Below are 14,630 nucleotides of genomic sequence, written 5' to 3'. Positions count from 1 at the left end.
ATGAACGAATTTTTCAAAAAGCTACCTTTTTTAGACCATATTTTAAAAGGAATCGGGCAGATTATGCTCCAGGAAAACAGATGGACCGGGCTTCTGTTTCTGATAGGAATCTTTATAGGAAGCTGGCAGTGTGGAGTGGCCGTATTGCTTTCAACAGCAGCCGGAACTTTTATCGCAATGAAGCTCAAATATAATCAGTCTGAAATCAATGCGGGACTTTATGGTTTCAGTGCAGCTCTTGTAGGGGTAGCATTGGCATTTCTATTTGAGACAACCTTGCTGATCTGGATTTTAATAGTTTTGGGCGGAGCGTTAGCGGCTGTTATTCAGCATTTCTTTATCCAAAAGAAAATACCGGTATTTACTTTTCCTTTTATTATCATTACCTGGGTATTGGTATTTGTACTCCACCATTTTACTCATATTCCACCCTCTGCGATGTTGAGCGCTGAAGTGGTGCCTACAGAATATGATGATTTCCTTGCCTGTACAAATGGTTTCGGTGAAGTAATCTTTCAGGGAGGAATCCTTTCGGGAATGATTTTCTTCCTTGCCGTTTTCATCAGTTCGCCAATATCAGCTTTATACGGATTGGCAGCATCTATTTTGGGGGCAGGATTATCACAGTTGAACGGCGAACCTATCAAAGAAATCCACATGGGATTATTTGGTTTTAATGCAGTGCTTTCCGCTATCGTTTTTTCAGGAGTTAAAAAAACAGATGGTTTATGGGTATTGATCGCTGTTCTTATCACCATTGCCATTGATGATCTTTTAATAGACAATCACTGCCTGGATATAGTGGGCGGAGTATTTACTTTCCCATTTGTAGCCGGAACATGGATTACGCTTTTGATTCAAAAAGTATTTCTTAAAACGAAAAAATAAAAAGTTAGAGAGTTTTAGAGTTGGAGGGTTTGAGAGTTTAAGAGTGAGAACGTTTAAGGTTTAAAGTTTAAAGTTTTTTCATGATGATTGACAATTCACTTGCGAAGCAAAATTCACTATTGACATTCCTCTAACTTCTAACCTCTAGTTTCTAACTTCTAAAATTTAAATATAATTAAACTAAAAAAATGAAAGTAACAAAAATAGCAGCCGTATTTCTGGTTATGGCATTCAGTGGAAAGATAATGGCGCAGGAAGCAGAAAAACAGTTGCTGATCAAAGATGCAGATGACAAATTTCCCATTGCGGATGCTCTGGTAAAATACGACCACGGAAACAGCCATACCCATACAGGACCTGACGGAACATTTGCCGTTCCTGTAAAATCCCTTCCTGATACCCTTGTGATCAGCCGTCAGGGATATGATGAGGTAAAATGGGTCGTGACCAATGATGATGATAAAAATAAAGTTATTTTTTTACAGCATAAACCTTTTCAGATTTCTGAAGTAGCCATCAATCACAGTTCATTTCTGTCTGCCATTACAAAGGTTGATCTGAACAAATTTCCGGTCAACTCAGCGCAGGATCTGTTGAGAAAAGTTCCGGGATTATTTATTGCACAACATGCAGGAGGAGGAAAAGCAGAACAGCTTTTTTTAAGAGGATTTGATGCTGATCATGGTACAGACGTAAGCGTGAATGTAGACGGAATGCCTGTGAACATTGTTTCCCATGCCCATGGCCAGGGATATTCTGATCTGCACTTTGTAATTCCTGAAACTGTTAATAATATTGATTTCGGAAAAGGTGCCTATTACATGGATCGTGGAGATTTTAATACGGCAGGGTATGTAGATTTTCAGACGTACAATGGGTTGAAAAACAGTATGATTAAACTGGAAGGAGGTTCATTCAATTCAAAAAGAGTGTTGGGGATGTTCAATATTCTGCATGATGATCTGGGGAGGAAAAATGCTTATGTAGCAGCAGAATACAACTATACAGACGGGCCTTTTGATGTGAAACAGAATTTTAACAGGGTTAATATTTTTGGGAAATACAACCAATGGCTTACGGATAACGATTATTTCAATATTCAGTTTTCAACATTTAATTCTTCCTGGAATGCTTCCGGACAGATTCCGGAACGTGCCGTGGACGAAGGAATCATCGGCAGATGGGGAAGTATAGATCCTACAGAAGGTGGGAAAACTTCCAGAACAAACCTCCAGATGAATTTTAAGCATATAATTTCTCCTTCCGAGCAGATTGATGCTATGGCTTTTTATTCAAAATATAATTTCAACCTGTATTCTGATTTTACCTTTAATTTAAAAGATAAAGATCATGGAGACGAAATTCAGCAGACCGACGGAAGAAATATTTACGGAGCCGAAGTGAAATATACAAAGACTTTTTCTTTTGCCAACAGCTCGTTAAACTGGACTTCAGGAATCGGATTAAGAAATGATGATATCAATACCTTACAGCTTAATCACGTTTATCACAGAGACCTTCTGCTGGACAGACTATCCGATGTGACAGGAACAGAAACCAATCTTCATGCCTATTCAGGATTGATCTGGAAAACAGGAAAATGGACCATCAATCCGGCTTTGAGAGTAGATCATTTTATCTTTAATATGCATAATCTGCTGGATGTGGAGCAATTACCTTCCGGACAGTCGAAAGAAGCAACAAGGTTAAGTCCAAAATTGAATTTTTCCTATGCTCAGAATGACAATGTGATGTGGTTCCTGAAAACAGGAATGGGTTTCCACTCCAATGACCTGAGAGTAGTAGTTCCCAATAAGAACGAAAATACCCTTCCGTACTCCATCGGAGCGGATTTTGGGGTAAGATTACACCCGTTCAAATCCTTGATCATTACTCCGGCATTATGGTATATGGATCTTCAGCAGGAATTTGTGTATGTAGGAGATGATGCAGTAGTAGAACCTTCCGGAAAATCAAGACGTTTCGGGGCTGATCTTGGCGTTCGTTTCCAGCCGTTGGAAAATTTTTACCTGAATGCAGATGTCAATTATTCCCACGCAAGATTTACCGAAGAAGGAAAAGGACAGGACTATGTTCCGTTGGCTCCGGTAGTTACCAGTACAGGATCTGTCAACTGGGATTTCCTGAATGGTTTTTCTCTGGGACTTCAGTACAGATATCTGGGAGCAAGACCCGCTGTAGAGGATAACAGCATCAGAACGAAAGCCTATTTTGTGAATGATTTGATGCTTTCTTATAACCGTCAGAAATGGGGAGCGAATGTTCAGCTGAATAATCTTTTCAATGTAAAATGGAACGAAGCCCAGTTTGCCACAGAAACACAGTTAAAAGGAGAAGCAGAACCTATTACAGATCTTACCTATACACCGGGAAGCCCTTTTGGAGTAAGAGTAGGAGTGTATTATAAGTTCTAAACAGGAGAGTGGGAGAGTAGTAGAGTGAGAGGGTGAGAGAGTTTGAGAGTAGAAGGGTTGAAGAGAGTAAATTATGGGTTTCGGGATACGTGTTTCGGGGTTTTACTCTTTCCACTTTAGCTTTTTCACTCTTTTACTTACCTCCTTTGCTTTAAAATATTTTGTATAACTTTAGATAATCATAACAAGGATATGGAAGTACTATCCAATTTTCAATATAAAAAGCTTTTTCTGCCGAATATTACGGAAAAGATATTAGCCAATAATGCTGATATACAGCTCTATCGGATAGAGAATTATCTTAAAGGTATTCTGATGCCGGTAATTCCGTATCGTACCACGTTCAATTTTATTATCTTCGTTACCAATGGCCATATCAGACAATATCTTGAAAATAAAGAATATCATGCTGAAAAAGGAGGAGTAATCTTTATTAAACAAGGAACAATCACAGCGACCGTAGAGCTGTCAGACGATATTGAAGGTTTCTTCCTTGCCTATGAAAATAATATTCTGTCTGAACAGGAACTGCCCAAACATAAAAGCAGTATTTTCTTCATGACTCCCTTCCTGAATCTTGACAGCTTAACCTACGGAACCATCACACAGCTTCTCCCGATTATGGAACAGGAATTATGGTTGAATAATCTCAATATCAATGATGTAGTGGTGACAATGCTTCATTTGATTCTGATCAAAATGCTGAGCACAGATTCTGATACCCATCACAAATCTGCAACACGCCCCATGGAACTGTCTCTTCAGTTTCGTGATCTTTTGTTTAAATATCATGTAGGAGAAAAAAGAGTAGCTTTTTATGCTGATAAACTGTCCGTTACAGAAAGTTATCTGAATAAATGTGTCAAAGGGGTTACTCAAAAATCACCAAAACAATGGATCAATGAGATTGATATCAATTACAGCAAAGCATTGCTTCACTCCAGTAAAGATATTGCAGAAATTGCCTATGAACTGAATTTCCATACGGCTTCCCATTTTACCCAGCTTTTCAAAAAAATTGCAGGAATCACCCCGAAGGAATACAGGATTCAGTTTTTGAATAACAGTAGGATTTCAGTGTTATAAGGCTGGAAGCGGGATGTTAGATGCTGGAAGTATTAAAGCAGGTCAACAAAATGAGTTGAAAGTTCAGAAGGGGTTTTTAAGAGTTTCAGAACTTCCCTCTCCCAGCTTCCATTCTTCCATCTTCTACATCTTTTCGTTTTCCAGAATCTTCAGCACTAGTCTTTCTTCTTTTGTAAGATCGGCTTTTCCGTCATTTTCTTCTATGACTTCCAGTTCATCAAGATATTTTTTGATCGTATTATTCTCGTAAAGATTGATGACTAAAGGATGAACATAATACTTTCTGCAGACAGCCGATGTATTTCCCAGGTTTTCTGCCACGATATCCAGGGCTTCTTTTACCTTTTTTTTATATTGAGTGTCATTTTCCGCATACCCGATCTCTTTAAAAGCGATCAGGGCACTTACGGTTCCGGACCATGTTCTGAAATCCTTTGCTGTAAAATCTTCACCACTGATCTCTTTGATATACTCATTCACCATCCCTGAATCTACAGAATGACGGTTTCCTTCATCATCAAAATACTGAAAAAGCTCTTTCCCGGGAATATCCTTGCATTTCTGAATAAGCCTAGCCAGCCTTGGACTCCTGAGGTCGATTTGATGCATGATACCTTTCTTTCCTTTAAAAGAAAAAGAAATTTTTTGTCCTTTTACCTTTACATGTTTATCCTTTAATGTGGTCAGACCAAAAGAACCGTATAATTTTTCATATACGTTATTCCCGATACGGATATTGGTTCTTTGCATAAGGCTTACAATTAAGGCAAGGATTTTTCGTTTCTCAAAATTTCTCAGGGCAAGATCCTGTTCTATATGCAGACGGATGTCCGGTAATGCATATCCGAACTGAAGCATTCTGTAAAATTTTGTATGATTTCTTAAAGCACTCCACAGAGGGTGGTAGCGGTACTGTTTTCTTTTTTTTACATCGAAACCTGTGGCCTGAAGATGGCCATTGTCAAGAGCACAGATCCATACATTTTCCCACGCAGGCGGAATCACCAGTTTATTGATCCGGGTAATTTCGTCTTTATCCTTTATTTTTTCTCCGTCTTTATAATAGGAGTATTTCTTCCCGGTTTTCTTACGGGTAATTCCGGCGGTTTCCGCATCGGTGGTATATACGAGATGTACCGCCTTTGCAGAAGCTTCCGGATCCTTCATTATTTTAACAATTTTTGAAGGCTTAAGGTGAGAAATGATCTCCAAATCTGTATTCTTCTCCATAAAACATGGTTAAGAGTTTTTACCCTTCGAAAAAATCAGTAAAATAATCCCTACTATCACACAGACTAAGATTATTCCCCACCACATTCCTGCCTTAAAAATTGTTTCTACGGCTTCACAACTTGTTAATGTCAGTATACTTAACAGTATAATACTGTAAAAGCTCCATTTTTTCATAGGTATATATTTTGTTGGTGTGTTAAATTCTGAGTCGGTCAGCTCTCCATTTTTTGATAGACCTTTTAATTTCGTCTCCTGAGATGTTTTCATGAAGTGCTCTGTATAAAAGCTCTTTGAATTCATCATCATACGTAAATCTCAATGCAGCAATCTGATCGAATTTCAGTTTCTCAGCAGTTTCATCAGACCTTTTATTGAAAATTTCGAAATAACGCTGTTTAAACTCCAGTATAACCATCCGGTTTTGAAGTCCCAGCGCATAATGCTGCCTTATCATCAGTGCCAGATAAAAAAGCAAAAAAATCACTACAGAAAACAGTATCCAGATCAGCTGATTTCCGGGGTCATCCCAGATTTTGTAAATTCCTAAAATCTCCAATATCATAAGCAATGGAAGATAAATGAAATGATGTGGCGGATAAAATTTCCTGTGGTTATTGTAGTTTTGCTGTTTCATGCAATAAAATGTAGCAATAATCTTTCCAAAAATTTATTATTTTGATAATATGGTAGTTTTTTTTACTTGAAAATGGTTTATTTTGTTAAATATGTTCAGTTGTTCGATTTTTTTCAGAACACTTTAAGAATAAAGAATTATTAAGCAAAATAGCCGGTAGATTTACCTTCAGACATCAAATTTTTTGTAACTTTCGGTGGTTAAAAATAAAAAGAATGACTTCAAAGGAAAAAGTTGCTGCGCTTCGTGAAGAAATGCAGAAAAATAATGTTGATGCATTTATAGTATATTCTGCAGACCCGCATATGAGCGAGTACCTTCCCGAAGAATGGCAGGAGAGAGCATGGCTTTCCGGCTTCTTAGGTTCTGCCGGTTTTGTGGTAATTACCAAAGATAAAGGCGGACTTTGGACAGACGGAAGATACTTTACACAAGCTGCTTTAGAGCTGGAAGGTTCCGGAATTGATCTTTTCAAAGATGGAATGGAAGGAACTCCCAATTATATCGACTGGATTATTTCAGAAATTCCTGCAGGCGGTAAAGTGGCGGTAAATGCTGTTGCAGCCTCTCATGCCAACTGGGAACTGCTTTCTCAAAAATTCAACTCCAAAAATATTACGCTGGCAGATATTCCGCTTTTAAAAGAAGTATGGAAAGACAGAGGAACTCCATCTGCTAACCCGATTTTTGTGCATCCGATAGAAAGAGCCGGTAAATCAGTATCCGATAAAATTGCTGCCATCCGTCAGAAAATGGAAGAACAGGAAGCTACCGTACACATTATCTCAAGTCTTGATGATGTGGCATGGACACTGAATCTGAGAGGAAGTGATGTAGAAAGTAATCCTGTATTCTTAGGATACATTGTGATTACTAAAAACGACGCTGTTCTGTTCACAGGATTAGAAAAGATGGAAGTGGCTGCGAGAAAACAAATGGATGATTCCTTTGTAAAAATGATGCCTTACGAAGAATTTTACAATTATCTGAAGACTTTCAAAAACGAAAAAGTTCTGGTTTCTCCCAACAGTAACCAGCAGATTTTTGAAACGTTAAAAACAGACAACCAGTTTATTAAAGCTCCGGTTCCGGGGAATCTTATGAAAGCCCAGAAAAATGAAGCTGAGCTGGAAGGTTTCAGAACAGTAATGGTAAGAGACGGAGTTGCGATGGTGAAATTTCTTTATTGGCTAACGCATAATGCCGGAAAAGAAGCTATGAATGAATATTCTATCGGTCAGAAACTGAGAGGATTCCGTGCAGAAGGTGAAAACTTTGTCGGAGAAAGCTTCGGTTCTATCGTAGGATATAAAGATAACGGTGCTATCATGCACTATTCTGCCAAAAAAGAAGGTAGTAAAGAAGTTACCAATGAGGACACGATCCTGGTAGATTCAGGAGGCCAGTACCTTGAAGGAACTACAGATATTACAAGAACTTTTGCCCTGGGAACACCTTCGGAAGAGTTTAAAAGAAATTCAACATTGGTATTACAGGGACTGATCCGTTTATCAATGGTGAAATTCCCGAAAGGAACAAAAGGAGTACACCTGGATGCTATTGCAAGACTTCCGCTATGGATGGAAGGTAAAGATTTCAACCACGGAACAGGACATGGGGTAGGAAGCTTCATGAATGTACACGAAGGACCGCAAAACATCAGAAAAGATCTGAACCCTCAGGAACTTCTTCCGGGAATGGTTTGTTCAAATGAACCGGGTTACTATCTGGAAGGTCATTATGGAATTCGTCATGAAAACCTTATTGCAGTAAAAGAAGCAGAGAAAACAATTCATGGAACATTCTATGAATTTGAAACATTGACGTTCTGCCCGTTCTTCAAAGATACAGTGGTAAAAGAAATCCTTTCAGAAAGCGAAATCGCATGGCTGAATGGTTACCATAAAACTTGTGAAGAAAAGCTTGCTCCACACCTGGATGGAGAAGTTAAAGAATGGTTCCTTCAACTGGTAAGCCCTCTTTAATAAAGATTCAAAGGTGAAAGCGTATGACAGTCATAACTTTAAACTTAAAACCTTGAACCTTAAATAGTAAACTGAATATTGTTAGATAATCCAAAAGTCCTGTAAGGTATTTCCTTCAGGGCTTTTCTTTTTATACAACCGTATTTTTACGGATATAATTACAGGGATTCCACTGATGCATAAAAAATAAGGTTCACCTATCTTTGTTACAACAAAACATCATTCATATCTTCATAAATAACTCAAGTAAATTCAAAACGGTAGATCATCTCGTCCTGAGATGATTTTTTTTGTTTTCAATGGGAATCAGCCGGATCTATTTGATTTAAAATATTCAAACTGATTGATATAAAAACGCAAAGAAACTATTAGAACATCTTATTCTTAAGAGGGCTAAGGCTTCGACAAAGTCGCTGATGAAGCTATATGGCTATGCATGAGCTTAGAAAGAATCAATGAAATGGATTCCGTCTTTGCCCTCTTTACATTAAAACTCTGCAAAAATTAAAACTTTGTGTTTATAAACAACATTGCCTCCATCTTTTTATTTATTTTCGCTGAAACTTATTTGATATCATGGAACGTGACTATTTCCGAAGCTTTAATCTGTTTTCAGAAAATGAAATTGAAGAATTTCTGAAGAATTCCGAATTCAGGCATATCAGCAAAAATGATTATTTCATACAAGAAGGAGAGCTTTGTAAGGAAGTAGGCTTGGTGAAGTCTGGTATTTTCCGTTCTTTTTATACTTCTGACGAGGGAAAAGATATGACGTATTGTTTCCGGTTTCCCAATCATATGATCGCCGCCTATTCGTCATTTGTTTCCGGATGCCCAAGCAAAGAAAGTATGCAGGCTATTACTGATGCTGAGTTGATTATTCTTAAAAAAGATGCGGTAGATGAACTGGTTCAGAACAGTCTTAACTGGACAAAGTTTTTAAAAATCATTGCAGAACAGGAATATCTTGAACTGGAATCACGTTTTTTTCAGCTGCAAAGAGACAGCGCAGCCCAGCGTTATCAAACACTGTTAAAGAATCATCCTGATTATATTCAAAACATTCCATTGCAGTATCTGGCTTCCTACCTTGGCATTACCCAACGTCACCTGAGCCGTATCAGAAAGGAAATTTCTTTTTAGACATTTGTCCTGCTTATTGAACCGCGAGCGCTCTACTTTTGTCAAAAAAAGTTATGGAGCAAAATATTCTGATAATTGGTGGAAATGGATTGGTTGGAAAAACAATTTCCCGGATCCTGAAATCAAGAAATCCTCATCTTACTGTTTTTATCGGAGGGAGAAAAGGTGGAAAAACAGATAAAGACCTGAAGATCGATGTCACAGATCCTTCCTCGTTTAAAGTGATCTCAGAGAAAAAAATACATCTCATTATCCTTTCCGTGAATGATAAAGAAGATCATATACTTCGTTTTGCGATTGATCACCACATAGACTATCTGGATATTACAAAACCTACTCCGGCTTTGGTGAAGGCTTATGAAATTGCCGGTAAATCAGACATCAACAGCAGAATTGTCTTCAGCTCAGGCTGGATGGGTGGTATTGTCCCTGGATTAGTCAATACCTTGTCAGATTCCGGTGATATTAATGAGGTGAAACTGTTTGTCTACTATTCTGTAAAAGATCTGGCAGGAGAGAGTTCTGCTCACTTTATGGCAGAAAATGTAGCCGTTCCTTTTGTACATTATAAGAATGACAAACCGGTTTCCATCAGACATTTCCTAGATACGGAAACATTCAATTTCTCTTTTGGAATTGGGCATAGAACTGCCTATAATTTTGATGTGCCCGACTTGTATATTCTCAACAAAGTGGAAAGAATTTCCGATGTGAGTGTGAAAATGACCTACAATTCAAAATTCATAACCTGGCTGCTGGGAGCATTTCAATATCTAAGAATCTACAATATTCTGTCTTTAAAAGAAAGAAAAATGATTTTTGGATCCAGCGGTAACGGAGATCAGGCGGTCTTTGAAATTGTAGTGGATGATCCGTCAGGATCAAAGAAACTGAGTTTACAGAGTGAAAAAGGACAGGCAGAACTGACCGCTTTGTCTGCTGTTCTGCACACCGAAGAACTGCTGAGAAATCCTCATGAAAACAAGGTGTATTTCAGTCATCAGCTTCATGAGCCTTTATCATTAATGGCACAGCTTAATGCCTATGATTCTATCAATATTAATGTGAAGTCATGAAAAAAATAGCCATTATCAACGGACATCCCAATAAAGATTCCTTCAATTTTGGGGTGGCAGAAGCTTACAGGTTGGGAGCCTCAGAAACAGGAGCGGAAGTGCGGGAAATCGTTATACGGGATCTCAACTTTAATCCCAATTTACTGTTTGGATACCAGAAAAGAATGGAGCTTGAGCCGGATTTACTGAAAGCCTGGGAAATTATTCAGTGGGCAGATCATCTCGTTTGGGTACACCCGGTTTGGTGGGGAGGATTTCCTGCCTTAATGAAAGGATTTATAGACCGGCTTTTTTTACCGGGAATGGCTTATAAATACCGTGAAAATTCGGTATGGTGGGATAAGCTTTTAAAAGGTAAAACAGCCCACATTATTACCACATTAGACCAACCTGGATGGTATTACCGTCTGTTTTTTGGCAGACCCAGTGTCAATCAGCTTAAAAAATCCATACTAGAATTTTGCGGAGTAAAACCAGTGAAGGTAACTTATATTGGCATCATCAGGAATTCTAAAGATGAACAGAGGGCTGAGTGGTTGAGAAAAGTGAAGGAATCAGGTAAAAAACAAAAATGATTGTCTGCCCTGTGAAGTGATTGAATAATGATAACTTTATCCGGTAATAATGGTGTTTTATTAGCAGATAAAGTTATCATTATTAAAGTAGAAACACTTTTGCTGATCCATTTTTACAGTCCTTTTTTACCTTCAATCCAGTAGGCTTGTGATTTGATGCACTTTGGGGAAACACCTCTGGCTTTAAGGAATTTTCTGATCAGAGACATTCGGCCTCCGTTTCCTGTGAGATAAAAAATAACCTCATCATCAGAGATGGATTCTTTTTCTTCCAGCAGAAAATCATTCAAAGCTTCAATCATTCTCATGGTATTGTTTTTAGGACAGTGATAGCCATATAAATTGAGCTTTTCAAGAGCAGAGCAATCATCCAGCTCATGAAGGCAAATAAATAAAGAACCGGATTCCTCCACCGCTTCCTTGATCGAAAGAGAACTTCCCAATGATGTTTCATCTCCCACAGAAAAATGAATCCGCGCACCGGGAGTAAAGAATTGTTTTCCTCTGGGCATTAAAAGTTTTATGAAATCTCCTTTTGTCAGGCCGGTTACAAAATGACTTCCCGCAGCAGACCTGTTATGCAGGTGAAACAAAACATCGAAAGTTCCTGCTTCTTTATTAAAATTAAAAGGAGAATAATTCCTGAAATCCCTGTCATTGATTCTTATTCCAATGGCATAGGCAGGTTCATAAGGAACATTCTCTAATTCTGTTTTAAAGCGTACCAGCTGAAGATCGTTGGTAATCTGTTCTATATGGTTAACGGTGCATTCTTTGAATTTTGAGGACCAGACATTTTCTACGGTGTCATTGATCCATTTTGGTAGGCTTGGCATACGTGATTTTTTATTGCAAAGGACGTTGCAAAATCAGAAAATACCGATAGCGGTTTCGGGGAATTAATTGGACTATTCGCGGTTAAATATCTATTGGTGCTGATTCCGGAATTCTGATGGAGACTGATCTTCCAGTTTGGAAAATAAACGGCTGAAATAGGTATGATCACTGTATCCCAGTTCATAAGCCACTTCCTTTACACTGAGATTGGTAAAGACCAGCAATCTTTTGGCTTCGATTAAAATTTCCTGATGAATCCAGTGTTGTGCAGGCTTTCCCGTGACCTCACGAACTGTTTCAGTTAAATATCCTCTTGTAATGTTCAAAATTTCTGCATATTCAGATGGACTTTTCATGGTTTTGAAATTTTTCCGGACCAGAATCCTGAATGCCCGGGTTAATTGTAAAGCACGGTTTTCCTCTGAAGCCGGAGAAGTATTTTTCTGAGAATACAACTGGGCAAACATTCCGAGAAAGGCATTAAGCAGTGATTGAACAATGAGAAATCCTTCTTTAGTGGAAAGCATTTCGTTCGTATAGGAGGCATGAAGTAGGCCGGCTGTCGTATTCAGGTTTTTGACAAGGTTCTTATCCACAGACAGCGGCAGTATTTCACCCAGAGATTCATCAAAAAAAGAACGTACGGTATCCGGAACAAGTTCTGCTTTTACCGCTACAAACCATCCGCAGACCTCTTTCATGAGAAGCCCCTGATGTACCTGTCCCGGCAATACACAGAAAATAGTGGATTCTTTGGCTTCAATAGTTTTAAAGTCAACCATCATTCTCACATGACCGCTCTCCATACAGGTGAAAATATAATGACTGTCCCGGTGTATACCTTTGTCCAGAAGAATATCCCCTGAATCATAAGGCTGTTTATCCATCCTTTTGATATGGAACTGATGATGGGTAATACCATTTAAATCATAGGTGGGAATAGTCTGTTTCATCTTTAAACCTGTTGTGATGAGGATAATACGGAACAGCAAAATTACGTATTTTCACGGTTTTACATCCGGAATATTAATCTCAAATTCGCAGTGCATAATCATGATGCTTTCTTCAAGTCAGATTTTATATGAATATACACCGGAATTCGGAGCAGAAGGAAACCTGTTCCGGATTCTATTTTGCTTTTGAAAATGCCATTTTTATGGCTAAATAAGTTAATACACTGGCCATAAACCATTTCTGGACCTTTATCCAGACCGGATTATTGGAAAAGAATACAGCAACTCTTGCAGCTGTTAATACAATGATAAAGTTGATGCTGAAGCTGATCAGAACCTGAATGATCCCTAGTTCCAGACTTTGGGTCAATATTGAGCCATACTCTGGTTTGATGAACTGAGGAAAGAAAGACAGGTAAAAAACAGCCACTTTCGGATTCAGTACGTTCGTTAAAAAACCAATGGTGAATAGCTTTTTGGGACTATCATGAGCACCATTTTTATCAACATCAAAAATATTTCTGCTTTTGGGTTTGATAGCCTGATAAGCAAGATATAAAAGATAGACCGTTCCCAGGGTTTTAAGAACGGTATAAGCGAGTGGAACAGCCAGTAAAACAGCGGTAAGACCAAATGAAACCATGATGATATGGAATAAAAATCCACATACGACTCCGGCTAATGAGATAAATCCGGACTTTTTCCCCTGTGTTATCGACTTTGATATCAGATAAATCATATTAGGACCGGGGCTGATGACTAAAATGAGTGCAGCCAGTATGAAAAATAGTAGCTCGTGGAATGGAATCATGACAGTTCTTATTTAAATGATAAGGTTTCCGGTGCAAAGATAAGAGGTGTTTCCTGTTTAATTTTATCAGGGACAGAAGAAAAATTCATTTTTATTCAATTAAATTTTATTTTCCACCTGAATGTGATTTAAAAAATAGATCAGTCTGTTTTTTTTGTAAATTTCAACTCATAAAATAATTATCATTCACAAATAAATATTATCATGACTACTGAAAACATCTTTGAAGCTATCAGAAAATGGAAAAATCTTATTGATTCTTACAAAAATGGAATTGATACCAATGGAGCAGAAATTTTGAATTATTTGAATCAGGGAACTCACTTCAGCGTTTCAGGTGAAGACATTGAACAATGGAAAAGAAATTTAGGAACCACCGAACCCAAAATGATTCACGCCTATGTAGGCATTCATGAAGGGCAGCTGAAATTTTTCCTGATCGATTCCAAAAGTGATAAAGATGCTGATTTCAATACCATCCTGACGAAAGACTTCTTACGCGAGTTCAGTGAATCAAAAATAGAAAGCAGTAATGATATAGTGGCAGACGTTCCCCCGATTACTTCTGAATCAGCCATTAACCGGAATTTCAGATGGAATATGTTCGGAACATCGTGGATAGAAGCTCAGAAAACGGAGGATATCTTCCAGTTGATTTCCATTCCGTTTTCAGATTATGAGAATATTGGAATTACCACAGGACAGACCTGTACCAGCTTCTTCGGACTTACTGATGATCTGGAGAAAAAAGATCCCGATTTCCCTTATCATATTGAAATCATTACCGTGAAAAGTCTTGCCATCAATCATATGAGCGAGACTGCTGAAAATTATTCCACCCCAAGACCTCCCTTTACGATTATTGATACTCTTAATGATTATCAACTTCTGAAGCAAAGTACCAGTGTTGTCGTATAACAGTTTATCTCTTTATTTACAAATTATAATTAATCTCGTCTTATGTGCCGGATTGA

Annotated in this window: 13 protein-coding genes; 8 read left to right on the top strand and 5 right to left on the bottom strand. The window is 38.1% G+C overall.

Annotated features, from left to right (window positions below; all coding sequences use genetic code 11):
- The 3 genes from LIV57_RS06335 (at nt 1) to LIV57_RS06325 (ending at nt 4,409) form a co-directional block, all read left to right on the top strand.
- The gene (locus tag LIV57_RS06335; protein ID WP_227941918.1) at nt 1-888 is read left to right on the top strand and encodes an urea transporter; all 888 of its coding nucleotides are present in this window, start codon (nt 1-3) and stop codon (nt 886-888) included.
- A 188-nt stretch (nt 889-1,076) separates the two neighbouring features.
- Nucleotides 1,077-3,323: a TonB-dependent receptor gene (locus LIV57_RS06330; RefSeq protein WP_227941917.1), complete on the top strand. Its 2,247-nt coding sequence runs from the start codon at nt 1,077-1,079 to the stop codon at nt 3,321-3,323.
- Nucleotides 3,324-3,515: 192 nt separating this feature from the next.
- Nucleotides 3,516-4,409, top strand: a complete 894-nt coding sequence (locus tag LIV57_RS06325) for a helix-turn-helix domain-containing protein (RefSeq protein ID WP_227941916.1) — start codon at nt 3,516-3,518, stop codon at nt 4,407-4,409.
- A gap of 123 nt (nt 4,410-4,532) precedes the next feature.
- On the opposite strand, the gene LIV57_RS06320 is transcribed toward LIV57_RS06325, so the two are convergent.
- Nucleotides 4,533-5,639: a DNA topoisomerase IB gene (locus tag LIV57_RS06320; RefSeq protein ID WP_227941915.1), complete on the bottom strand. Its 1,107-nt coding sequence runs from the start codon at nt 5,637-5,639 to the stop codon at nt 4,533-4,535.
- Nucleotides 5,640-5,838: 199 nt separating this feature from the next.
- Nucleotides 5,839-6,276, bottom strand: coding sequence for a DUF6526 family protein (locus LIV57_RS06315; protein ID WP_227941914.1), 438 nt, complete (start codon nt 6,274-6,276; stop codon nt 5,839-5,841).
- 215 nt (nt 6,277-6,491) lie between these two features.
- On the opposite strand from LIV57_RS06315, the gene LIV57_RS06310 reads away from it, so the two are divergent.
- The 4 genes from LIV57_RS06310 to LIV57_RS06295 all read left to right on the top strand — a co-directional run bounded on the left by LIV57_RS06310 (nt 6,492) and on the right by LIV57_RS06295 (nt 11,055).
- The gene (locus tag LIV57_RS06310; protein ID WP_227941913.1) at nt 6,492-8,261 is read left to right on the top strand and encodes an aminopeptidase P family protein; all 1,770 of its coding nucleotides are present in this window, start codon (nt 6,492-6,494) and stop codon (nt 8,259-8,261) included.
- Between the two features lie 576 nt (nt 8,262-8,837).
- Nucleotides 8,838-9,404, top strand: a complete 567-nt coding sequence (locus LIV57_RS06305; protein ID WP_227941912.1) for a Crp/Fnr family transcriptional regulator — start codon at nt 8,838-8,840, stop codon at nt 9,402-9,404.
- A 53-nt stretch (nt 9,405-9,457) separates the two neighbouring features.
- Nucleotides 9,458-10,480, top strand: a complete 1,023-nt coding sequence (locus LIV57_RS06300; protein ID WP_227941911.1) for a saccharopine dehydrogenase — start codon at nt 9,458-9,460, stop codon at nt 10,478-10,480.
- On the top strand, nt 10,477-11,055 hold the full coding sequence (locus LIV57_RS06295; protein ID WP_227941910.1) for an NAD(P)H-dependent oxidoreductase: 579 nt from the start codon (nt 10,477-10,479) through the stop codon (nt 11,053-11,055). Before LIV57_RS06300 ends, LIV57_RS06295 begins: the two co-directional genes overlap by 4 nt.
- Nucleotides 11,056-11,168: 113 nt before the next feature.
- Here LIV57_RS06295 and LIV57_RS06290 read toward each other — a convergent pair whose 3' ends face one another.
- From LIV57_RS06290 to LIV57_RS06280, 3 genes are all read right to left on the bottom strand, one after another.
- Nucleotides 11,169-11,891, bottom strand: a complete 723-nt coding sequence (locus LIV57_RS06290; RefSeq protein ID WP_227941909.1) for a siderophore-interacting protein — start codon at nt 11,889-11,891, stop codon at nt 11,169-11,171.
- A gap of 90 nt (nt 11,892-11,981) precedes the next feature.
- A complete protein-coding gene (locus tag LIV57_RS06285; protein ID WP_227941908.1) occupies nt 11,982-12,845 on the bottom strand; it encodes a helix-turn-helix domain-containing protein in 864 nt (287 codons plus the stop codon).
- A gap of 175 nt (nt 12,846-13,020) precedes the next feature.
- Entirely contained in the window at nt 13,021-13,656 is a 636-nt protein-coding gene (locus LIV57_RS06280) for a LysE family translocator (RefSeq protein WP_227941907.1), read from the bottom strand.
- 204 nt (nt 13,657-13,860) lie between these two features.
- On the opposite strand from LIV57_RS06280, the gene LIV57_RS06275 reads away from it, so the two are divergent.
- Nucleotides 13,861-14,574 (top strand): hypothetical protein, encoded by a 714-nt coding sequence (locus LIV57_RS06275; protein ID WP_227941906.1) that lies wholly within the window; start codon nt 13,861-13,863, stop codon nt 14,572-14,574.
- Nucleotides 14,575-14,630: the final 56 nt, after the last annotated feature.

Origin of the sequence: Chryseobacterium sp. X308 (genome assembly GCF_020733145.1) — a bacterium.
Taxonomy (GTDB): Bacteria; Bacteroidota; Bacteroidia; order Flavobacteriales; family Weeksellaceae; genus Chryseobacterium; species Chryseobacterium cupriresistens.
The sequence above is the reverse complement of the archived record's forward strand: the minus strand, read 5'-3'. Positions and strand labels throughout refer to the sequence as shown.